This window comes from Winogradskyella sp. SM1960, from assembly GCF_020179375.1.
GTDB classification, from domain to species: Bacteria; Bacteroidota; Bacteroidia; order Flavobacteriales; family Flavobacteriaceae; genus Winogradskyella; species Winogradskyella marina.
Genome location: NZ_JAICBG010000005.1, coordinates 211,265 through 234,965, shown reverse-complemented (window position 1 = coordinate 234,965; position 23,701 = coordinate 211,265). Strand labels below are relative to the sequence as shown.

Sequence of the window (23,701 nt, the reverse complement as noted above, 5' to 3'; positions counted from 1 at the left end):
GACAAATAGGTAGAAATCAAATAGTTTTATTACATTTATAGTCAACAGAAATTTTATGTCCTTAAAACAGTTTTTACAGTTTAAACTTTCACAAAAGTTGTCTCCACAGCAGATTCAGCTTATGAAGTTGATTCAGCTACCTACACAAGCGTTTGAACAACGTTTAAAGCAAGAGTTAGAGGAAAACCCTGCCTTAGATACAGGAAAAGAATCGGAAGCTTCTGAGGACAATTTTGATGAATTTGATAATTCAGAAACAGAGTATGACGACAATGAAACCATAGACACTGAAGAAATTAATATTGACGAGTATCTAAGTGACGATGAAATCCCAGATTATCGTACTCGAGCCAGCAATTACAGCGCAGATGACGAAGAAAAAACTGTACCATATGCTGCAGGAACATCCTTTACTCAACATTTAATCAATCAGTTAAACACGTTTCGTTTATCTGACCAAGAAGAAGAAATTGCTTATTTCTTAGTCGGAAGTGTAGATGAAAGCGGTTATATACGTCGCTCTTTAGCTGATATTACTGACGACTTAGCCTTCACTCAGAATGTATACACTACAGAAGAGGACGTTGAAAAGGTCTTAGGTATTGTACATCAATTAGATCCTGCAGGAGTTGGTGCTCGAAATCTTCAAGAGTGTTTAAGTATTCAGTTGCATCGAAAAGAACAGCATCCAGATGTAGAGTTGGCAACACACATTATAGATAAAGCCTTTGAACAATTTACTAAAAAGCATTATAAAAAATTAATGCAAAAGTTCAATATTGACGAAGAACAATTAAAAGATGCCATTGAAGAAGTCGAACGTTTAAATCCGAAACCAGGTGGATCGTATGCTGGTAATAATAAAATTGTAGAGCATATTGTTCCAGATTTTGCGATAAAAATTGTAGATGGCGAATTAGAATTGACCTTAAATGGTAGAAATGCACCAGAACTGCACGTTTCTAGAGAATATAACAACATGCTTAAAGGGTATAAAGAGACTAAAGAAAAGTCTAAATCTCAAAAGGATGCTGTCATGTTCATTAAACAAAAGTTAGATGCTGCAAAATGGTTTATTGAAGCCGTTAGGCAACGTCAACAGACGTTATTTGTAACCATGAGTTCTATTATGCATTACCAAAAAGAATATTTCTTAACGGGTGATGAGCGCAATTTGCGTCCAATGATTTTAAAGGATATTGCAGACGAAATAGAAATGGATGTTTCAACAATATCTCGTGTTGCTAATAGTAAATATGTAGATACACCTTATGGCACCAAATTGATTAAAGAATTCTTCTCAGAATCTATGACCAACGATCAAGGTGAAGAAGTCTCTACACGAGAAATTAAAAAAATTCTAGAAACAGTTATAGACGAAGAAAGTAAAAAGAAACCTTTAACTGACGAAGCACTTTCTAAAATCTTAAAAGAAAAAGGCTATCCAATTGCTAGACGAACCGTAGCAAAATACAGAGAGCAATTAGATATTCCTGTGGCACGTTTAAGAAAAGAACTTTAGGAAGTTTGGATGAAAGATTTTATTTTAAAAAGTATATCGTTTGTTTTTCACCCATTAATAATGCCATTATTGGGTATCCTTTTTTATTTTTCCAAAACACCTCGTTTTATTCCAGTTCCAGTAAGAAATGCGAAAATATTCTCGATTGTTATTCTTACCATCATTCTACCGATTCTGTTATTCTTTCTATTAAAAACAATTAATAAAGTTAATTCTATATATCTAAAAAGCACTAAAGAACGCTTAATACCACTGTTTATTAACTGTATTATTTTAGTATTGATTTTATTACGTGTACTTACACCAGATGAAATAATAGAGCTTTATTTCTTCTTTTTAGGCATTTTATTCTCAACCTTAACCTGTTTTATACTCGCTGTCTTTAAAATTAAGGCTAGTATTCATATGATTGCGGCTTCAGGCTTTTTTATGTTTGCCGTGGCAATAAGTTTGCATTATCACATTAATATTAATGGCACTATTGCGCTAATGATGATTATTCTAGGTGCTATTGCTACTTCCCGCTTACACCTAAAAGCGCATACGTCTCAAGAATTAATTTTAGGGGTTTTTACAGGTTTAGTGCCACAACTTATTTTGCTTAATTATTGGTTATAGAATATAAAACATCAAGCCAATTTTTAACGATTTCATATCTATTTGCTCACCTTCAAACTGAATACCGTTATCGAAGATAGGGTTTAAACCATAATATACATGAAAATTCCATGTGCTATAACCAGCACTCAAGGTTAAACCATATTGAATCGTATTAAACCCATCACTATTACTAAGTTTCACATCTGTAACTTCACTTTTAAAATTAGAAGAATTATACAGCAAATAACCTACTTTAAATCCGGTATAAATACGCCAAAAGTTATAATCACTAGCATTAGATGTTCTCCATCTAATTTCTAAAGGAACCTCAACTAAATATGTTGTAAACTTATTTTTAGATACATTATAATCACCTTCGTCTATATTAGTGAAGTTAACGGTGTTATCAATATCTTCAATTAATACGTTTCTTTGGTTATACGAATTCGTTGAAGCACCAATACCTAGACCAATTGCCACATTTCGATTGTTGTTAATTGGCATATCTCTAATAAAACCAAAGTGAAATCCAGAGGAAAAACCACTTTGAGCAATACCGTCTGGTTTTTTATTTAGTATGTTGTAAGTAACGGAAGCATAAAATTGGTCCTCTCTATAATTTTCATAGAGAACGTTGGTATCTGTGTTATCTTGTTGAGAAGACCCAAAATAGCCGACTAAGGATAGTAAAAGTAAAAGATAACTTTTCATGCGGTGATATCTATTTATTTTAAATGCTAGTATTGCAATCCAAATAGTTAATTTTATCGGTAATAATATATTTCATGCGTACCTAGCCTAGTGATAAAGCTACAAAATCTTTAATAGCTATTAAACAAAAAAACGTCCCGATTGCTCAGGACGCTTTATATATAAAATTAAGATATTATATTATTCTACTTTTTGATTATTGGAGATATACATTACTTTTAATGCATTCGCCTTACGTAGTTCTTGCTTAATATCTGATACTAAACCAGCGTTGGTATTTTTATCAACTTTAAGGCCAATAACTACTTTACTTTGCAATTCTTCATTCATTTCAACAATACCTTGACTTACCGAAGACTGAACATCTTCTACAGTAATAAACGCATCATTAAATTGAATTCTAGGTTCTTGCCCAAACTGCTTATACTGACTACTAGGTTTACCTGCAAAGATAAAAATAGTTCTATCTTTTTTAAGCTTTTCTACTTGATCTGCATTTGGCATTTGGTTTTCAACCATTAGCGAACTGTCTCTCATTACAGTTGCAACCATAAAAAAGAAAAGCAACATAAATACAATATCTGGAAGTGATGCCGTTGAAATTGCTGGCAAGCCTCCTTTATCTTTTTTTCTAAACTTAGACATATTTGTTACGTTTTATTTTTTATCTGGTTCTGCTTCTGACAATTTCATTGGGAATAACTTCTTAATGGTTTCTATACGTTCATTAAGTACTTCATCCTTACTAAATTGATTTTTCTCCTTCTCTTCAAGCATTGCAGTAAATACTTTTTCTGCATTAGGGTAATACTGACTATATAGTCTCGTTGCCTCACGCTCTCTTAAAAAGTTATAAGCTGCAACTAACTCATTTTGTACTTCTATGTACTTCTCATAAGTAGTTTCTCTATCGTGTTTCATTGAGATAATTGCTTTGTCAGGATGATCAGAGGAAGCCTCTGAACGTTCTCCTTTACAATAATCACATGACTCACCAGCTTGGTTTGTTCCACCTCCATTATCTAAAAAATCTATGGTCGCTTGTCTTAGTTCTGTAATTGGAATTTCTTCCTCTTCAACTAAGAGTTGGTTGTTACGGTTAATGTTAACCGTAAATAGATTTTTTTGTTTAATAACTGGCGGTTCAACTTCGGTGTCATCAATAGGTGGCAAACTTCTTAATAATCCTTTGTCTTTCTCAATAGTTGTTGTTACTAAGAAAAATATGAGTAATAAGAAGGCAATGTCAGCCATTGATCCTGCATTTACTTCGGGTGCTGCTCTTTTTGCCATTTTATATTATTTACTGATTACTTTTTTAACTCCTGAAAACATCATGGTTATTGCAGCAACTGCTAATAGTATATAAAATGCTATTAGGCCTGCTCCTACCATATGTGACTCTCCAGCTGTTGCCATTTCGTCACCATTTTTGTAAGGTGTTATATCTCCTCCAGAAATTACGTACGCAATAATTAATACTGCTGCAAATGCACCAACACCAATTAAGGTACTTTTTAAGGACGCTGTATTTGTAAAGAGATTCTTTAAAACAAAAACCACTACAAACAGCACAACCAATCCTAATATAATGTAAGCTGTCCAAGCCATAGGCTCAAATAGACCTGCTTTTTCACCCGTTTCCATGGCTTCGTTTCCGGCAGCTAAAATTCTCACAAGAGAAATGATACCAAATAAAGCAAGGAGTGCGGCTACTATTTTAAATATTTTGTGCATAATTAATTTTTATTTTTTGTGTCTTACTAATAAGTCCATCAATGTGATTGATGCATCTTCCATATCATTTACAATACTATCAATTTTAGCAATGATGTAATTATAAAAGATTTGAAGTATAATCGCTACGATAAGTCCAAATACCGTTGTTAAAAGTGCTACTTTAATACCACCTGCTACTAAAGAAGGTTGCATATCACCAGCGGCTTCAATTTTATCAAAGGCTTGAATCATACCAATTACTGTACCCATGAAACCAAGCATTGGTGCCAGTGCGATAAATAATGAAATCCAAGATACATTCTTCTCTAATTGTCCCATTTGAACACCACCATAAGCTACTACAGCTTTTTCAGCAGCATCGATATCTTCATCGGCTCTGTCTAAACCTTGATAGAATATAGAAGCAACAGGTCCTTTTGTATTTCTACAAACTTCCTTTGCAGCTTCAACACCACCTGAGTTAAGTGCATCTTCTACATTTTGAGTTAATTTTTTAGTGTTTGTAGTCGATAGGTTTAAAAAGATAATTCTTTCAATAGCAATCGCTAATCCAAGAATTAAACATAATAGTACAATGCCCATAAAACCTGGACCACCTTCGATAAAACGTTTCTTTAATTCTTGATGGAAACTCAAATCTTCAGACGCAGCGTCATCTTGAGTTACAGTTGTTACAGTTGCTGTTGTGGTTGCGAATGTTGTTGCATTGGCGCTAACAGTTCCGATAGCCATTAAACATGTTATGGCAAGGATAGAAAATAGTCTTTTCATTTGTTCTAATTCTTAATTTTATTAGTTAAAGTGTTAAAGGTAAAAAAAAAATATGTAACTCTTGCGATAAATATCAGCAGAGAGGAAGGGATTCGAACCCTCGATACCCTTTTGAGGTATACACACTTTCCAGGCGTGCGCCTTCGACCACTCGGCCACCTCTCTCTAAATTTATTTCAAATTACATTGTGCCAAATAACAAAAAAATCTTCAAACACTAAAATTAAAAGTGTTATTTTCTTTTATTTTTAGGACATTTCCCCTCTTAGGGACGTTTCAAAAATAGTCTTGAATTTATTTTTTGCAACATTTTCTCCTAAAAGATACATTAATTTGGCAACTGCAGCTTCGGTAGTAATGTCTTTTCCAGAAATCACACCTATTAATTTTAATTGCGAACTCGTTTCGTATTGCCCCATGTTTACGCTGCCTCCAGCACATTGGGTAACATTAATCACATGCAATCCATTAGCTATAGCAGCTTTCAATAAGCTTATAAACCAAGGTTCGCTTGTGGCATTACCAGCACCATAAGTTTCTATAATAAGTCCTTTTATTAATTTACTCGTTAATATGGCTTCACAAATGGGTCTAGAAATTCCTGGAAATAATTTTAGCACTCCTATATTAGTATCCATTGCAGTGCGTAAAATCAATTCACTATTTGGAGTCGGTTCCCACAATTGCTTATAATTTACCTTTAAATGGACTCCAGATTCTGCCAAATGCGGATAATTGAGTGACTCAAAGGCTTCAAAATGTTCGGCATTTAGTTTTGTGGTTCTATTCCCTCTATATAATTTGTATTCAAAATAAAGACCTACTTCTCTTATTACTGGTACACCTTCAATTTGCAAGGATGCCATTTGTATAGACGTAATTAGATTTTCTTTCGCGTCTGTACGCAAATCTCCAATAGGTAATTGCGAGCCTGTGAAAATTACAGGTTTTGCCAAGTTTTCTAACATAAAACTAAGCGCAGATGCGGAATAACTCATAGTATCGCTACCGTGTAAAACCACAAAACCATCAAATTTAGAATAGTTATCACCTATAATAGTTGCAATATCACCCCAATATTTAGGATTCATGTTGGATGAATCTATAGGTTCTTCAAATGAAATGGTATCAATAGTACAGTCTAATAAACGTAATTCTGGAATTTTAACAAGTAAACTATTAAAATCGAATGCTTTTAACGCTCCACTATCCGCATCTTTTACCATACCAATAGTACCTCCTGTATAAATGAGTAAAATATGTGGTTGTTTTGTCATTTAAATTCCGAATATAGTTTTTGAATTTTCAGTAGTAATAGCTGCAATTTCTGCTTCACTCTTTCCGTAAAGTTGCGACATTTTTTCTAACACCTTATATATATAGGAACTTTCATTTCGTTTTCCTCTATATGGTTTTGGTGCTAAATAGGGCGAATCGGTTTCTAGAACAATGTGTTTCAGGTCTATTTGATTAATAAATTGATCTATTTTACCATTCTTAAAAGTAACCACTCCACCTATGCCTAATTTCATATTATAAGAAATGGCTTTATGGGCTTGTTCTAAAGTGCCTGTGAAACAATGAAAAACCCCAAATAAATCATCGGATTTTTCCGCTTCTAAAACCTCAAAAACTTCATCGAAAGCCTCTCTACAATGAATAACGATAGGCAACTGATATTGTTTTGCTAAATTTATTTGATGCCTGAAAGCTTCAATCTGAATTTCTAGTGTTGATGTGTCCCAGTATAAATCGATTCCTATTTCTCCAATGGCACAAAATTCTCGTTTTGCTAGTAAATCATCTACAAGACGTAACTCTTCTTTGTAATTATCTTTTACAGAGGTTGGATGCAAACCCATCATTAAAAAAACATGCTCTGGGAAATCTTTCTCGAGTTGAAGCATAGATTCAGTATGCGTAGAATCTATTGCAGGAATAAAAAATCGCGTCACATTAGCATCAATGGCACGTTGTATCATTTCTGCTCTGTCAACATCAAAAGCATCGCTATATAAATGGGTATGTGTATCTGTAATAATCATGTTGCAAAAGTAAAAAAGTCATCTTGGATTTGATGACTTTCAATTTAGTATTTATGTTAAAGTGAATAAGACTTTGGTATCGTTTTACATTTAAAAATTTTAATCCAACTTATCCAATAAGTCTTGAGCAGATGTATAATCTTCAGCATCCTCAGGAATCGTTTGAAGAACTTTTATACTCGCTGCTGTTTTATCTTGTTTTAAATAACTTAAAGCTAATATCCATTTGGCTTTATTTCTATACGCTGTATTGCCATTGGTTAGTTTGTTTAGTAACATATCTGCTTCTTGAAACTGATCTGTTTCCACCAAAGCCATACTTTTATAGAGTTGTATTTCTAAATTAGAAAAATCGTTTTCTAAAATGGTGTTGAATGCTTTGATGGCGTCTTCATAATTTTGAGCATTAAAACTTTGCTCTGCTGTACTAAAATTAGCATTTTCTGAGCTTCTCACCGTTAAACTTATAGGATCAAACGTATTGTAATCTTCATATTTAGGCTTGCCAAACTGGTTGAAAATAAAGAAGCCTAATAAAATAACCACAGATGCAGCCATAGCATATTTGTAAAAACTCGACTTTTGTGAGGTCTCAATCGTGTTGTCACTGTTTTCTGTTGTGTTGAAATGCTTGTTAGATATAACATCTAAATTAGCTTTAAAGTCAGATATTTCTTGTTCATTCATAATTTCATGCTCTAAATGAGCAGACATATCTTTATAAACCTCAAAGGCTTTTTTAAATTGAGAATCGGATTGCAATCGCTCGTTAAAAACAAGCAGATCGTCCTGAGATAAATCTCCTGTGAGATAAGCTTCAAACTGTAAATAATCTTGTTCTTCCATAACTTTAATAATTAAGTTGGTTAAATTTTGGCGAGGCTTGTACTAATTTGGTCAACTGTCCTATGCATAAGGATTTTTTCTTTCGTGCATAAGCATAGGAAATGTTTAGACTTTTAGCGACTTCTTCCATCGATTTAATTTTAAAGGTCGCTTTTAACAAATCTTTACAAGCATCTCCTAAGTGTTGAAACATCTCATTAAATAGGGCTTGTTTGTGTTCAAAAATTGAGGTTTCAAAAGATAATACTTGCGCATCGTCATCTTTAGATAACACCTCTTCATTAATTGTTACCTCTTTTCGACTACTTTTCTTTAGTTGATTAAACCATTTTCGTTTACAGAGCAAGAAAAAATAGGCCTCAAACGGACAGGTTAATTGCAGCTTTTTTTGTTTAGCTTGGTTATATATGGTAATAATAGTTTCTTGAATAACATCTTGCGCATCATAAGCATCTCCACTATTCTGTTTTATATAATTAATCACCTTAGGTGCAAACTTATCATAGATAGCCTGAATAATAAAGGTATTGTTTTCGGCTAAGCCATCAATGTACTTCTGATCTTCGTGTAATTTTTTTTCGCTCATGAACCCTTTATTTTCAACGAATTTAAAAAAAACTTTGCAACAATAAGGTAACAAATTTCAAAAGCTTTTGATGTATTAATAGATGGGTAAGGTATCCATTTATTAACAACTAAATCTTTTATTATGAAAAATTCTATTCAAAGAATCATCGTGCTAATGCTCATATCCTTTTTTGGGTTTGCAAATGCACAAGGAGAGCTAACTCCAGGAGTACAAACTAGTTCTGTGGCTGCTTCAATAAGCAATTGGGTAAGTTCTACCTCTGACAAAAACAAAGCCTTTTATGCTTCTGCCTATTGGTTAAGTGGTGAAGATTGCGCCAATTATTTAAAAATTTATAACGGCAATACCTTTGCATCCACATCTCCACAAGTACTTATTTCAACTTATCATGGATTCACAAGGGTAAGGTTAGATCACAACAACAATGTTTACGTTTTATATGTAGACCGAACATCTCCAGGAAGCACCACCTTTAGAACTTATCTAAAAAAATACAACACAGCAGGTGCCTTAATAGGATCGCGAATTGAAGTTGCTAATAATACTAACGTAACAGATATTGAAGTTGCACCAAATGGAGATGTCCTAATTGGATGTGTTGAAGGTACACTTGCAAAAGTTAAGATTTTTAGAAATATGATTTATAAAGGGTATTTGCCAATAAGCAATGTTCCAAAAATTTCTAATTCAAGTCCATTTAGTATACAAATGGATATGAAAGATTCAAAATTTGTAGTAGGATATTCATTAGGTAGTATTACCTCATCAGAATTACATATTAAACGCTATACTTACAATCCTACTTTTAGCCCGTTTAGTAGTTTTAATTTATCTTCTCAATATTCTCATTATACAGAATATGGAAGTCGATTTGAAAGAGACAATAATCAAATTGCCTTACGATCTAATTGGGAGGTGTTTTACAATGCTAACACGTCTACCTCTTATCCATTCGTAGACTTTAGAGTTAAATATTTAAACTCTGGAGGAAGTAGTATTTTTCAATATTCAAAAGGCTTTGTAGATATAGATATTAATAATAGATTACTAATTAGTAAAAACCATGGAAGTATTAATTATCCAGATTATAAGATAAATCTATATAACTCGAGTAATAGTTTAATACATGAGTTTAGTGTTAGTAATAAAATTAAGAATCATTTAGAAAGTCTAGCTATATATGATTGTGAATTCGTAATTACTGGAATTGACAGAAAACTTGGAGCAAATCCGTTATCGCACACCTACCAAAGTTACCATCAATTATTTAATTGTCAAGATTGTAGACCAAACATGGGAGCTACTGCAGTTGCAAAATTTAGATATCCAAATGCTGTAAACCAATACCCTTCGAAATATGGTCCATTAGATGTAACGGAATTATGCTTGGTAGATAATTTATTAGTAGATGGATCGCTAAGTAGCTGTGAAGATCGTTATTATGTAGAATTAACTGAATTCAACCCTGTATCTTGGACTGATACCTTAGTATTACATTCTGCATGGGTAACGCCAATAACCCAAGCACCAAACAATATAAATATTGTCGACTTTTTACCACCTGGATATCATTTAAGACCTGGAAAAATCTATAAATTTAAATTAGCTGTAGGTTCACCATGGGACTCAACAGAAATCTTTTTTGAGGTCACTTGCTGTAAACGCGATATCGTTGTTATAGGCAATCCTCAAGAGGTCGATGAAGTTTACAAATACAGTTTAACGTTTGGAGATGATCAGATGGACATCAGAGAGGAAGCACCAGTTAACTTTTCAACGTTTCCGAATCCTGCAAAAGAAGAATTAACTCTAGATTTTAGTAATTTTAGTTCAACGGCAACAAAAGCAGTTAGCATAAAAAATGTTAAAGGCATTGAGGTTTATTCTAATAAAATATCATCAGAAAAAGAAACTGTTACTGTAAAAAAATGGCCTACTGGCATATATATTACCACGGTTATAATTGATGGAAAAACCTATCAAAAGAAAATAATTAAACAATAATTACACAATATAAACCCTTATAAATAGGCTACTTCCTAATCGAAGTAGCTTTTTTTTATAAAAAATATAAAAATAAGGGTAACAATTTAAAAGGTCTTTTGATATAAGGGTGTAACAGTGCAACAAAACTGAACAAAACAGTAATTAAAATCCCTCAATTATGAAACGTACAATTTTAATTTTCGCAACCGTAGTATTAGGATTTACAACTTTAAACGCTACAACAAAAAACACAATCCCAACTAATGACACATCATTAGAAATTACAACAGACAACATCATAGAAGTTTATGATTGGAAAGTTATTACTAAAAACGGAACAAGTAAAGGTACATCATTAAACGTAGAAGCTGCAAAACGCATGATTAGTTTATTCAGCGCTGGCGATATTATTGTAGAAAAGCAAATTAAAAGCTATAAGGTTTTACGATCTGAAGCAAAAGACACATCAAAACGACTTTACTTCTGGAAAGTTCAAAGCAATTTTGGTAAATCAGAAGGCTTTGCATCATCTCAATCTGCTGCTAAAAGAATGATTTCTTTAGCTGCCAAAGGAGACATTATAACTTATAAAGTTATTGCAAGCAAAAATTTATAAAAGAAAAATTTAAAAACAGGGTAACACTTTTATACCCCTGTTTATATAACGATAGATAACCATAAATTTTAAAATTATGAAAACAAGTAAAACCATTTACATTAAAACAAGTACGAAACGTATTTTAAGTAAAAACGTATTCAGCCTTTTTGCCCTATTATTAATGACCTCAATACTCACCACTAGTTGCAACCCTGATGATGCAGATGATGGATTTCAAAATGATGTGCCACCTACAGCCCAAGAATTTGCCGACATCAGAGACATTGCCATGGGTAACCATACTCAAATGTTTAATTTTGATGCAGACAATGGTTATATTTCTTTAACCTCAGAAAATGGTGTTGAAATTAACATTAATACCAACTGCCTAACAGCCAATGGCAACCCAGTTACTGGAGACGTCACATTAGAATATGTTGAAATTTTTGAAAAAGGCAGCATGTTAACCACCAACAAACCTACTATGGGAAAATTACCAAATGGTGATAAGACCTTAATAATTACAGGTGGAGAATTCTTTGTAGAAGCAACACAAAATGGAACAATTTTAGACACCAATTGTGGTTTCCAATTAATGATTCCTACGGATTTAACAGGTGGACCAGATCCAGATATGACGCTTTGGACAGGTGAAATAGATGCTGACGGTAACTTAGCTTGGGATGAAAATGAAGAAAACGCGAATGGAGATGGAGGCTTATTTTTAGAAGGCGAAAACTATTATGGAATTATTGACGGTTTTGGTTGGACAAATGTAGATAAGTTCTATAACGATCCACGACCAAAAACAACAATCCAAGTGCAACCACCTGCAGGTTACGACAATCAAAACAGTGCTATTTATTTGTCTTACGATGGTGAATTACCAGCCTTAGCACAATTAGATACTTACGATGCCTCTTTAAATATTTTCAGTGAACATTACGGACAAATCCCTATTGGTTTAGAGTGTCATGTCATATTTGTATCTGAATCTGAAGGCGAATGGGTATACGCTATAAAACCAGTAACTATAGAAGAAAACGATATTATAACTTTTTATTTAGGGGAGACTACAGTAGGCTCGGAAGCTTCGTTGACAGCATTGATGAATGGTTTACCATAAGTCAAATTGACCTACTTAGTTAAAAAAAGTCAGAAATTAATTTTTCTGACTTTTTGTGCTATCTGTAAATGAGCTTAATTTTTAATGCTTAAATTTAATGCTATCAAACAGGCCTGTTTTAAAATTATATCATCCAAAAAAATGATTGAACGTTAACCTCGCCACCTTTGAAAAATTTATACACTACATGAAACCTACAATCCTATTTTATATCACTTTTAGCGTTTCCGTTTTTGGTTTTGCCCAAAACAACGTTGCGACGGATACCATACGGAGAACTGCTAACATTGAGCACAAAAGTCTTGGAAATGAAATTGAATTTAAGGCAGACGCCCCAGAACTCAATCAAATTGCTGGCGCACCAAAAGCGTTTTACACCAATTTTTGGGAATTTGGAGATGGCACGTTTAGCAAAGAGGCAGCACCTAAAAAAACGTATAAAAACAACGGAGATTATACCGTAAGATTATGGGCTACCAATAATTACGATACCGGAAAACCACCAACAACACGACCTAAAAAAATAAAGGTTAATAATGCCAACGAAGATTATAAAGATGAAGCTTCAATGGATAGCGCCTTAAACCTTCAGCGAAATAGAGAACCTATACCAAATGAAGATATTGTAGTGGTTTTCAGTTATAAAAACACTAAATCTTATACAACCAACGGAAAATTCTTCCTGTTTTATAACGAAGCGAAATTCAAAGCAGATAACTTCAACCTTATAGAAACGCGAGCCTATCACAATGAGCGCGAAATAAATGAGGATCTTGTATTTTCTTCAAAGTTTGATTCTGATGTGTATTATGCCTCAGCCGAAGATGATCTACTAACACTAAAAACCCAACAGCAAGACACAACAGTTCGAAAGAATTTACCAAAGACTTTAGATGATGCTAAGTTTGCCTATCGAAATTCGAGCCAACTCAGTTTTGACAACATGAAACCCAATGAAGAACGGCATGTCTTTTACAGTTTAAAAACTACCAAAGAAATGCTAAAAGATACCTCAGCTATTATTTCTGTAAGAGGTGTTTATGTACCAGATGATAGTTATGATAATCACCATGTAAAAGACATGGAAATGGAAATTGTAACCTCTCACGACCCTAATAAAATGTCGTCGAATGCGTCGTTTTTGAATTATAGATTGGTACGTTATAAGCGTCCAAAATTCAAAATTAGATTCCAGAATAATGGCGAAGGACCAGCACGTACTATTCGTTTAGAAACGGATATTCCAGATATGTTTGACAAATCATCTATTGAGGTTTTAGATATGTATCCTAAAGTAAAAATCTGCCCCAAATACGACGTTCAATACAGTTGCCTCGACACTACTTATACTGAAAAACAAGCCATTTTCACCTTTAAAAACATCTATTTACCAGGAAGTGAGCAGAAGAATGTAAAAGTTTATGATTCTACCAAAGGCTTTGTAAAATATCGCATTAAGTTTTCTGATGATTTTCATAAAAAGAAAACCAAATCTAGAACCGCTATTATTTTCGATAAAAACGATCCTATAATTACAAACTATTCCACTACCCGATTTTTACCAGGTATTTCCATTGGAGCAAAAGCAGGATACAACTCGTTTGCAGACCTTAGAAATTCTGAAAGCTACTTTTTAGGTGCTACAATTTCACCTTATAAATCGTATCGCTGGTATTGGCAAGTTGAGTTATTAAATAGTTTGCATTCTTATGATGGCAATACCACTATTGAAGAAGGCTTTGTAGAAGGAGCTGCAGGATTTGAATTTTATCAACGTACTACAACAAATAGTAGTTATAGTAATATTGATTGGGAAATTCCAGTATTACTACGATACAACGTAAATAATTACATTGGATTAGGAGCCGGAATTGTTGGTACCATTTCAGTTAATGAGAAACAAGAACAATCTGTTTTTATAGAACAGTTTGAAGGCCAAGGACCAGATGCACCTGTTTTTAATACCATAAATACCAATGAAGAACTTACTGAATCGTTTACCAATTTTAGAAAAGGCTTTTTAGTTGAAGCCACTGCTGGCTTTGCGCGAATTGGCCCAAGTCTTGGAGCCCGTTATATTTTTAATATTGAAGACAATTACAACTATTTACAACTCTATGCGATTTGGAAATTTTAACACTAATAATCATAACTTGAAAAAACTGCTATTTTACATATCATCCTTATGCATTGCCAATACAAATGCACAAGTAAATTTTGATTTAGAAAAAATCTTGACATATAAAAATCGAGATTTAATTGTTATGGAAATTGACACCTATCTAAATAAAAAGTCTGAGCATGGAGAAAAAATTGAAAAGCTGAATGCATCACAAAAGACTTTCTTTTTAGTAGAAAATTTAGAACGGGAAATAAACAATGGTGGATTTGGTCAGTTCTATTTTAACTCAAGTGGAGATTTTAGTCAAGAAACTGTGAATGTTCTTTTGGAAATTGGAGCGAAAAAAACAGCGGAAATTATAAAAAGAGCTAATGCAGAGTTTAAAAACGGGATTATTCCTCAAAATAGATATGAAAGACAAAACGAGTTAGAACTGATTGAAGAAAAAGCTGAAGAAGTATGGAATAAATGCAATTTAGAATTTTATGAATACCATGAAGATTTAACCGAACTATTGATAGCCTATGTTATTAACCATAAAGCTGATTTTAAACAATAACACGTTTATTAATAAATGAAAAAAGGCATCATATTAATAGTCATGTTGATCGCAGGAATTGGTTTTGCTCAAGATTTGGAAGAATCTATTTATGTGGCCACAGAAACGTTTAATAAAAACCAAACTAAGGGAGGTTTAGATGAACTGAATAAAAGCAGTCTTCAATTTGAAACACAACTCACTACCAAAAATGAGTATTACGCCTTTATAAATTTACTCGTTAATAAAGCCTATTACCTCAACAAAATAAACCATAAAAAGGAGGCGATTAACAGTTATGAAAAAGCGCATCAGCTTTATAATACGCATAAAATTTATTCTTATGATATTGTAGACTATTGCCTTATTCCTCTTGGGGTTCTTTATCACAAAACCAATGCCTATATAAAAGCAGAACAGATTATAAGCTATTACCTTCAACTTGCGGAAAAGCAAAATAATAAGGAACAGCAAATTTCTGGTTATATTAATTTAGCGAAACTCTACCAATCTTTAAGCAAACACCAACAAGTCATTGCTATCGTGAATAAAGGCTTACAAATTGAAGCCTTAAAAAAACAGCAACAACGCAACCTAAATTATATAAAACGAAAAAGTGAATTGCTTTTAGAAACGGATCAAAAACGTTTGTTATTAGAAAACGATCTTATCATTAACGGATTTAATACTAGGACCATTGAAGAACTTCAACTTACGTACGAAACTGCATTACAAAATGAAGATTACGAATTAGCCTACCGCTGTCTTAACCAGATAAAACCTTTAAAAATAAACAAGCTCACCTCAGCACGAAACCGAGCACAATTCAGTTTTCAAGAGGCTCAATTACATTTTAAACGTAACGAAAATGATAAAGCTGTTGCAAAGCTAAAAAATTGCTTGGCGATTTTATTACCTAATTTTAATGGTATTGATCTACCAAAAACTTCCGATTTATATCCAGAAAACACTTTTATAGATATTTTTGATTTGTATGCAGCATTACAAACCGAACCCGAAAACGCATTACAATATTACGATTTAAGTTTTTATGTATCTCAATTACTAACGCAAGACCAAACAAGTCAAGAAAGTTATATTCTCAGTGCAAGCATTAACAAAGACCGAAGTGAAAAATGTATTGCTTTATTATATGACATGTATCAAGAAAAGGGAGATCCAATATATGCAGTTCGTGCTTTTAACTATGCCGAACGTCATAAAGCTTTGGCCTTAAAATGGTACACAAACAAAAGAACACTTTTAGAACAACAGCCTACAGACAGTCTGCTTTTAAAAGAACAGCGCTTACTAAAACAGCAACAACAATTTACTAACAGACTACTTAATAGACCTGTAAACAAAGCTCAATTATTAGAACGCGATAGTTTACAATTACGACTTATTACCACAAGTACAGCGCTAAAACAACTGCAAGATTCCATCAGCAAAAGGTTTCCTTCTAACTATTCGAAACCTATCAATATTAAAAACCTAAAATCGAAATTAAAAACAGATGAAGCGAGTTTAGTCACTTATTTTTATGGTAAAAATGCATTATTTCAATTTATACTCTCACCAGAGCATATAGATTTTAATCGTATAGATTTATCAACTTCAAAACAAGAAAGTATATCAACATTTATAGATTATTTTGAAAATGCTTCGGTCATTAATAATAACATTTCTCAGTTTACACATAATGCTTTTAGACTTTATGAATTATTAAAATTGAATGCCATTAGCGACTACCAAAACCTAATAATTGTAGCTGATGGTATTTTAAACTTTATTCCTTTTGAAAGTTTACTAACGCAAGAAACAACAACTTCAAATTATTCAGAAATGCCATTTCTGGTGAAGCAACATCGAATAGCTTATCATACAAGTACTGCATTTTATTTGGAAACAAAACCCTATCAATTTAGCAACTCTGCGTTGGGTGTTTTTCCTGTTTTTGATAATAGTCCGTTAAAACTTACATATTCCTTAAACGAAGCAGAACAAATTGATAGTGAAATTAATACTGCGTTTTTAATGTATAATGATGCAACCAAGCAAGATGTTCTAGCACAAATTAATAAGTATAGTATTTTACATCTTTCTACGCATGCCCATAGTGGCAATTTTACAACACCTGCTAATATCGATTTTATAGATTCAAAACTACAAGTACAAGAATTATACACACTCGATTTAACCAACGATTTAGTTGTTTTAAGTGGGTGTGAAACAGGAGTTGGAATTCTTCAAAAAGGCGAAGGCAGTATGAATTTAGCTCGTGGTTTTAAATATGCAGGTGTTTCTAATTTGCTGGTTTCGCTTTGGAAAATAAATGACTTATCCACATCTCAATTAATGTCTAGTTTTTATAGCGACCTTAAAAAGACGGAATCTGCCTTTGCAGCTAATCAAGACTCTAAATTAACGTATTTAAAAAATCCTGATATTTCTAACATAAAAAAATCGCCTTATTATTGGAGTGCTTTTGTCTATTTTGGTGACTTAACAGAACCGAAAGCTTCAAACAGTGATTATCTCATACTCTATATCATCTTAGGCTTGATAATTGCATTCTTAAGTTGGTTATTAATATTTAAACGAAAAACATGGAAACGTTAAAGGACTTCCTTATAGAAAAAGGCTATTCTAAGGTGAAATTAAAGCTTACAAAAACCAATCATTTTGAAATAAAAGCCACTATTAACGGTGTCAAAGGGCGTTTTATTTTAGACACAGGAGCATCGAGCAGCTGTGTTGGTTTTGAAGCTATTGAACGTTTTAACCTCAACGTAAAAGATTCTGAAATAAAAGCCGTTGGCGCAGGAGCATCTGACATGTTGACGCAAATCTCTACATCTAATGCTATTAAAGTTGGAAAATGGAAAAGAAAACGTGTGGCATTAATCCTTTTTAATTTATCACACGTTAATACAGGTTTAGTTAATCATAATGCAGATCCTGTTGATGGCATTATTGGAGCAGATATCTTAAAAAAAGGTAAAGGCATCATAGATTATGAGAAAAAATACTTGTATTTAAAACTATAATATGACATTACAGTTAAATAAGTATAAGAAATTTCATATGATAAAGATTCTTAGTACCTTTAAAATCATTAATAGCAAAAAATGAATCCTACTATCATTATAGCAGATGACCATCCCTTGGTCCTAAAAGGTCTGCACGATTTTTTAATTGAAAAAAAATATAATGTTTTAGCGTGTGCAAAAAATGGAAAAGAAGCTTTAACACTTATAAAAGCTCATACACCAGACATTGCCATCCTAGATATAAAAATGCCTTTTCTTTCAGGTTTACAAATTGCTGAAAAATGCAAAAATGAAAAACTACCAACCAAAATAGTTCTTATTACGTTTGAAAAAGATGAAAAGACATATTATGATGCAAAAACAATGGATATTTATGGTTATGTCTTAAAAGAATTTGCACTTGAAGAAATTGAAAACTGCATTGCTGCTGTTATAAAAGACAATTCTTACTTTAGTCCAGAATTATTAAAGTATTTAGAATTAAATGAGTTACCTGAGAATTTTGACGCATTAACAAATCACGAAAAAGGAATTATTAAGCTCATCTCACAAAACAAAACTGGAGTAGAAATCGCGGAACTACTTTTAATCTCACCAAGAACAGTAGAAAAACATAAGAGCAACATCATAAAAAAACTAAAACTAGAGCGGAAACAAAATAGTCTATTAATATGGGCTAAAGAGAATTCAGCGTTTTTTGATACATAATTCAAAATATTTTTCAAAATATACGTAAAGTTACGTATAGTTTTATATTATATTTTTTCAGACCTTTACTCCATGTTACAAATGTAGGGGTTGTAACATATAAATTTGCTATTAGTTAATTCTAAAAAATTAGGATTGATTAATTCTTAGGGATTAATTGGCCTTGAACTTTTGTTCAAGGCCTTTTTCTTTTAAAGAAATTTAAAAAATACGTAAAGTCACGTATTGTATTGTGTTATAATTATTTGCAACTTTACATCAGCTATTAATCAATACAAATAAATCTTATAAACTCTGGATTATTAATTAATTCAGAGTTTATATAAAACACAATAAGAATATGGAAGCAATGAAAAATGAACCTACCTCAAAAAGTGACAAAGTGTTTATGATCTTATTAATTGTTAGTTCAATAATTGTTATCTCAGCCAATATTGCTGTTAATTTCTTTAGTTAATTTAGTTAGGTGCTCTATTAGGAGCAAAAAAAAGCGCAATCTCAATGAGATTGCGCTTTTTTTTATAGTGTTCTAGATTTACATCTCTAGAGCTTTCTTTACATTATTATCCATCAATAATTCCTCTGGATTTTCTAATGCTTCTTTTACGGCTACTAAGAATCCTACTGACTCTTTACCATCAATAATTCTATGGTCATAAGACAAAGCAACGTACATCATAGGATGTATTTCTACTTTACCATTTACTGCAATTGGACGTTCAATAATATTATGCATTCCTAAAATTCCACTTTGTGGTGGATTGATAATTGGCGTCGATAACATACTACCAAAAACACCACCATTAGTAATGGTAAACGTACCACCTGTCATTTCATCTACAGTAATTTCACCATCTCTAGCTCTAAGTGCTAAACGTTTAACTTCAGATTCTATTCCTCTAAATGTTAAGTTTTCAGCATTTCTAATGACCGGTACCATTAATCCTTTTGGTCCAGAAACGGCTATACTAATATCTACAAAATCGTAAGTTAACATTTGCTTACCATCTATCATTGAGTTTACTGCAGGATACATTTCTAGTGCTCTTACTACAGCTAAAGAAAAGAAACTCATAAACCCAAGACTTACGCCATGTTTTGCCTTAAAATCTTCTTTGTATTGTTTACGCAATTCAAATATTGGTGTCATATTAACCTCATTAAATGTGGTTAACATCGCTGTTGTATTTTTAGCTTCAACTAAACGTTCAGCAACTTTACGACGCAACATTGACATTTTACTATGTGTAGAACTTCTGTTTCCTCCTGTTGGAGTTCCCATAGATGGTACTGCTTTTACAGCATCATCTTTAGTGATTCTGCCGTCTTTTCCTGAACCAGAAACTGCACTAGCATCAATGCCTTTTTCGGCTAATACTTTCTTCGCTGCAGGACTTGCTGTACCTGATGCATATGTTTTTTGCGCAGGATTTTCAGCTTTTTCACCAGTATTAGGTGTTTGCTCTTGTTCTTTCTTTAAATCATCTGCAACATTCTTGTCATCACCACCTTCATCACCACCTTCGTAGGTTGAAGGAGCATCGCCTTCAGGCTTTTCAGCACTTGTATCGATTAAACACACAACGGCTCCTACAGCAACAGCGTCACCTTCTTCGGCTTTGAGTGTGATTGTTCCACTAGCTTCTGCTGGCAACTCTAAAGTTGCTTTGTCGCTATCTACCTCAGCAATGGCTTGGTCTTTTTCTACATAGTCACCATCTTGCACTAACCATTCTGCAATTTCTACCTCAGTAATTGATTCGCCTGGCGAAGGCACTTTCATTTCTAAAATCATATCGTTTTATTTATAACCTATGGTTTTACGTTGTTTTTATTTTTATCGCACCTTGTGTGATACTCTAATTTTACTTTCTTTTATTATCTTTTGTTTTATCAAAAACATAATCAATAACTTCTTTATGTCGTTTTTTAGAACGTACAGAACTACCTGCTGCAGGAGCACCATAAGGTCTTCTACTTACAACTCTAAACTGTTTAGCTTCATCAAAATGCATTAACATATGCCCATAAGCTCCCATATTTCTTGGCTCTTCTTGAGCCCAAACTATTTCTTCTGCATTTTTATATTTTTCAATTATAGCTCGCATACCATCGGCTGGCAAAGGGAATAATTGTTCAATTCTCACTAAAGCAACATCATCTCTTTCTAGGTTTTCACGCTCTTCTAATAAATCGTAATAAAACTTACCTGTTACAAAGACTAAAGACTTTATTTTATCTGCCTTTGCAGTGGCATCGTCAATAAGCATTTGGAAACTTCCATTTACAAATTCATCTACAGTAGAAACCACTTTTGGATGACGTAATAAACTCTTTGGAGTAAATACTATCAAAGGCTTTCTGTAGTCAGCTTTTACCTGTCTTCGTAATAAATGGAACATGTTTGCTGGTGTTGTACAATCTGCTACAAACATATTGTCCTTAGCACATAATTGTAAATAGCGTTCCATACGTCCTGATGAATGTTCTGCACCTTGGCCTTCATAACCATGAGGTAATAACATCACCAATCCGTTTTGTAATTTCCACTTATCTTCTGCTGCAGAAATATACTGATCTAACATTATTTGTGCGCCATTACTAAAGTCGCCAAATTGTGCTTCCCAAATAGTTAATGTATTAGGGCTTGCCATAGCATAACCATAATCAAAACCAACCACTCCATATTCGGATAACAATGAGTTATAGATATAGAATTTCCCTTGATTATCGCTAATTTTATTATGAAGAACTATTTCTTCTTCACTATCTTCTACTTTTACTACTGCATGACGGTGTGAAAACGTACCACGCTCCACATCTTGTCCTGAAATTCTAACATCATTACCATCTAATAAAATAGAACCATAAGCTAAATGCTCTGCCATAGCCCAATCTAAACGATCTTCATCGAACATCGTTTGTCTTGATTCTACTAAACGCTGAATTTTTCTAATAAATTTCTTGTCGTCAGGTAAATTAGAGATCGTTTGTGCAATTTTCTTAAGCGACGCTTTAGGATATGCTGTATCTACAGGCTGCATCATCTTATCTTCTTGAGCTGTTGTAAAGTTGTTCCATTCGTTTTGCATGAATGGTGTAATCTCTGTTTTCTTTACTTTACGTGAATCTTCAAGCTTTTCTTCTAATCTATCTTTGTACTCTTTTTCAATTTTGGAAACATAATCCTTGTCAATAACACCTTCTTTCAACAAACGTTCTGCATAAATATCTCTCGGATTTTTATGTTTAGCAATCGCTTTATATAATAATGGTTGTGTAAACTTAGGCTCATCACCTTCATTATGCCCATATTTTCTATAACCAAGCATATCAATAAAGACATCGCGCTTAAATTTCATTCTAAAATGTAAAGCAAATAATGCGGCGTGCACTACAGCTTCAGCGTCATCTGCATTAACATGTAATACAGGAGATAGTGTTACTTTTCCAACATCTGTACAATACGTACTAGAACGTGCATCTAAATAGTTAGTCGTAAATCCTATTTGATTATTAACAACTATATGAATTGTGCCGTTGGTTTTATACCCCTCCAATTGTGCCATTTGCACTAGTTCATAGACTAAACCTTGTCCTGCAATGGCAGCATCACCATGAACAATGATTGGTAATACTTGAGAGGGATTATCTGAATATTTATCATCTTGTTTAGCTCTAACAATACCTTCAACAACAGCTCCAACGGTTTCTAAGTGCGAAGGGTTTGGTGCTATATTTAAATTTATTTTTTTGCCAGAATCCGTTACACGATCGCTCGTCCAACCTAAATGGTATTTTACATCACCATCAAAAACTTCTTGTTCGTAATCTTTACCATCAAACTCACTAAAAATGTCTTTTGCAGATTTACCAAAGATATTTGTTAAGGTACTTAAACGGCCACGATGTGCCATTCCCATTACAAATTCTTTTACATCATAGCCAGAAGCACTCTCAATTAAAGCATCTAAAGCAGGTATTAAAGCTTCACCTCCTTCTAAAGAAAAACGTTTCTGACCTACATATTTAGTATGCAAAAAGTTTTCGAAAGAAACAGCTTCATTCAATTTCTTTAAAATAACTTTTCTCTGATCTGCAGAGAGTTGCGGATGATTGTTATTAATATTGAGCTTTTTCTGAATCCACTGAATCTCTTCAGGTTGTCTAATATACATATACTCAATACCAATAGACTCACAATAAATAGTTTCTAAATGGTCTATTATATCTTGTAAAGTAGCAGATCCTAAACCTAAAACCTCACCTGCTGAGAAATTGGTTTGTAAATCGTCTTGTGATAATCCGAAGTTTTCAACCTCGAGTGTAGGCGCATATTTGCGTCGTGCTCTAACCGGATTTGTTTTAGTAAACAAATGGCCTCGACTTCTATAGCCATCAATAAGTTTTAATACTTTAAACTCATTTTGAAGTTGTTCTGGTACTTCAGGTGGAATACAAACCTGTCCAGGTTCTATTTCATAAACCTCATTATCTGAGCCATAGCGTTCTGATCCGAAGTCGTAACCTTGAAAAAAGGCGCGCCAACTAGGCTCTACAGAATCTGGGTTTTTTAAGTATTGGTCGTATAAATCAGCAAAATATGCTGTATGTGCCGCGTTGAGAAAGGAATATTTATCCATTTTACTTTTTGAGACGTTGTCGTTTCAACATAATTTAGTCAAAAATACAACTTTTACTAAATATAGATAAGGATTTATTATATTTATAACATATTGAATAGAA

The 23,701-nt window shown here is 33.0% G+C and carries 21 protein-coding genes and 1 tRNA gene; 10 read left to right on the top strand and 12 right to left on the bottom strand.

Going from position 1 to position 23,701, the window contains the following annotated elements:
- Window positions 1-55 precede the first annotated feature (55 nt).
- Window positions 56-1,522 (top strand): RNA polymerase factor sigma-54, encoded by a 1,467-nt coding sequence (gene rpoN / locus K1X16_RS13410; protein WP_195871162.1) that lies wholly within the window; start codon window positions 56-58, stop codon window positions 1,520-1,522.
- Window positions 1,523-1,531: 9 nt separating this feature from the next.
- A complete protein-coding gene (locus tag K1X16_RS13405; RefSeq protein WP_225036764.1) occupies window positions 1,532-2,140 on the top strand; it encodes a hypothetical protein in 609 nt (202 codons plus the stop codon).
- Here the strand turns inward: K1X16_RS13405 and K1X16_RS13400 are convergent.
- The 10 genes from K1X16_RS13400 to K1X16_RS13355 all read right to left on the bottom strand — a co-directional run bounded on the left by K1X16_RS13400 (window position 2,135) and on the right by K1X16_RS13355 (window position 8,821).
- Complete coding sequence (locus tag K1X16_RS13400; protein ID WP_225036763.1) at window positions 2,135-2,833, bottom strand: porin family protein; 699 nt, start codon at window positions 2,831-2,833, stop codon at window positions 2,135-2,137. The genes K1X16_RS13405 and K1X16_RS13400 overlap by 6 nt on opposite strands.
- Window positions 2,834-3,013: 180 nt before the next feature.
- Window positions 3,014-3,478, bottom strand: a complete 465-nt coding sequence (locus K1X16_RS13395) for an ExbD/TolR family protein (RefSeq protein WP_195871159.1) — start codon at window positions 3,476-3,478, stop codon at window positions 3,014-3,016.
- Between the two features lie 12 nt (window positions 3,479-3,490).
- The gene (locus K1X16_RS13390; RefSeq protein ID WP_195871158.1) at window positions 3,491-4,126 is read right to left on the bottom strand and encodes an ExbD/TolR family protein; all 636 of its coding nucleotides are present in this window, start codon (window positions 4,124-4,126) and stop codon (window positions 3,491-3,493) included.
- Between the two features lie 6 nt (window positions 4,127-4,132).
- Complete coding sequence (locus tag K1X16_RS13385; RefSeq protein ID WP_195871157.1) at window positions 4,133-4,570, bottom strand: hypothetical protein; 438 nt, start codon at window positions 4,568-4,570, stop codon at window positions 4,133-4,135.
- A gap of 9 nt (window positions 4,571-4,579) precedes the next feature.
- On the bottom strand, window positions 4,580-5,344 hold the full coding sequence (locus tag K1X16_RS13380; protein WP_225036762.1) for a MotA/TolQ/ExbB proton channel family protein: 765 nt from the start codon (window positions 5,342-5,344) through the stop codon (window positions 4,580-4,582).
- Window positions 5,345-5,421: 77 nt separating this feature from the next.
- Window positions 5,422-5,509: transfer RNA gene (locus K1X16_RS13375), tRNA-Ser, on the bottom strand.
- Between the two features lie 83 nt (window positions 5,510-5,592).
- Window positions 5,593-6,621, bottom strand: a complete 1,029-nt coding sequence (locus K1X16_RS13370) for an asparaginase (RefSeq protein WP_225036761.1) — start codon at window positions 6,619-6,621, stop codon at window positions 5,593-5,595.
- A complete protein-coding gene (locus tag K1X16_RS13365) occupies window positions 6,622-7,389 on the bottom strand; it encodes a TatD family hydrolase (protein ID WP_225036760.1) in 768 nt (255 codons plus the stop codon). It abuts the gene before it with no gap.
- A gap of 99 nt (window positions 7,390-7,488) precedes the next feature.
- Window positions 7,489-8,235 carry a hypothetical protein gene (locus K1X16_RS13360; protein ID WP_225036759.1) on the bottom strand — a complete coding sequence of 249 codons (747 nt, stop codon included), beginning with the start codon at window positions 8,233-8,235 and terminating at the stop codon, window positions 7,489-7,491.
- Window positions 8,236-8,239: 4 nt separating this feature from the next.
- Window positions 8,240-8,821 carry an RNA polymerase sigma factor gene (locus K1X16_RS13355; protein WP_195871152.1) on the bottom strand — a complete coding sequence of 194 codons (582 nt, stop codon included), beginning with the start codon at window positions 8,819-8,821 and terminating at the stop codon, window positions 8,240-8,242.
- 123 nt (window positions 8,822-8,944) lie between these two features.
- On the opposite strand from K1X16_RS13355, the gene K1X16_RS13350 reads away from it, so the two are divergent.
- The 8 genes from K1X16_RS13350 to K1X16_RS13315 all read left to right on the top strand — a co-directional run bounded on the left by K1X16_RS13350 (window position 8,945) and on the right by K1X16_RS13315 (window position 18,955).
- Window positions 8,945-10,828 carry a T9SS type A sorting domain-containing protein gene (locus K1X16_RS13350; protein WP_225036758.1) on the top strand — a complete coding sequence of 628 codons (1,884 nt, stop codon included), beginning with the start codon at window positions 8,945-8,947 and terminating at the stop codon, window positions 10,826-10,828.
- A gap of 160 nt (window positions 10,829-10,988) precedes the next feature.
- Entirely contained in the window at window positions 10,989-11,426 is a 438-nt protein-coding gene (locus K1X16_RS13345) for a hypothetical protein (protein WP_225036757.1), read from the top strand.
- A gap of 76 nt (window positions 11,427-11,502) precedes the next feature.
- Window positions 11,503-12,534 carry a hypothetical protein gene (locus K1X16_RS13340; RefSeq protein WP_225036756.1) on the top strand — a complete coding sequence of 344 codons (1,032 nt, stop codon included), beginning with the start codon at window positions 11,503-11,505 and terminating at the stop codon, window positions 12,532-12,534.
- 187 nt (window positions 12,535-12,721) lie between these two features.
- Complete coding sequence (locus tag K1X16_RS13335; RefSeq protein WP_225036755.1) at window positions 12,722-14,671, top strand: PKD domain-containing protein; 1,950 nt, start codon at window positions 12,722-12,724, stop codon at window positions 14,669-14,671.
- A gap of 16 nt (window positions 14,672-14,687) precedes the next feature.
- Window positions 14,688-15,215 (top strand): DMP19 family protein, encoded by a 528-nt coding sequence (locus K1X16_RS13330; protein ID WP_225036754.1) that lies wholly within the window; start codon window positions 14,688-14,690, stop codon window positions 15,213-15,215.
- A gap of 15 nt (window positions 15,216-15,230) precedes the next feature.
- Window positions 15,231-17,816: a CHAT domain-containing protein gene (locus K1X16_RS13325; protein ID WP_225036753.1), complete on the top strand. Its 2,586-nt coding sequence runs from the start codon at window positions 15,231-15,233 to the stop codon at window positions 17,814-17,816.
- Entirely contained in the window at window positions 17,804-18,244 is a 441-nt protein-coding gene (locus tag K1X16_RS13320) for a retropepsin-like aspartic protease (RefSeq protein WP_195871145.1), read from the top strand. Before K1X16_RS13325 ends, K1X16_RS13320 begins: the two co-directional genes overlap by 13 nt.
- An 81-nt stretch (window positions 18,245-18,325) precedes the next feature.
- Window positions 18,326-18,955, top strand: a complete 630-nt coding sequence (locus K1X16_RS13315; RefSeq protein WP_225036752.1) for a response regulator — start codon at window positions 18,326-18,328, stop codon at window positions 18,953-18,955.
- Between the two features lie 535 nt (window positions 18,956-19,490).
- On the opposite strand, the gene odhB is transcribed toward K1X16_RS13315, so the two are convergent.
- The gene (gene odhB, locus K1X16_RS13310) at window positions 19,491-20,750 is read right to left on the bottom strand and encodes a 2-oxoglutarate dehydrogenase complex dihydrolipoyllysine-residue succinyltransferase (RefSeq protein WP_225036751.1); all 1,260 of its coding nucleotides are present in this window, start codon (window positions 20,748-20,750) and stop codon (window positions 19,491-19,493) included.
- Between the two features lie 70 nt (window positions 20,751-20,820).
- Window positions 20,821-23,598 carry a 2-oxoglutarate dehydrogenase E1 component gene (locus K1X16_RS13305; protein ID WP_225036750.1) on the bottom strand — a complete coding sequence of 926 codons (2,778 nt, stop codon included), beginning with the start codon at window positions 23,596-23,598 and terminating at the stop codon, window positions 20,821-20,823.
- Window positions 23,599-23,701 lie beyond the last annotated feature (103 nt).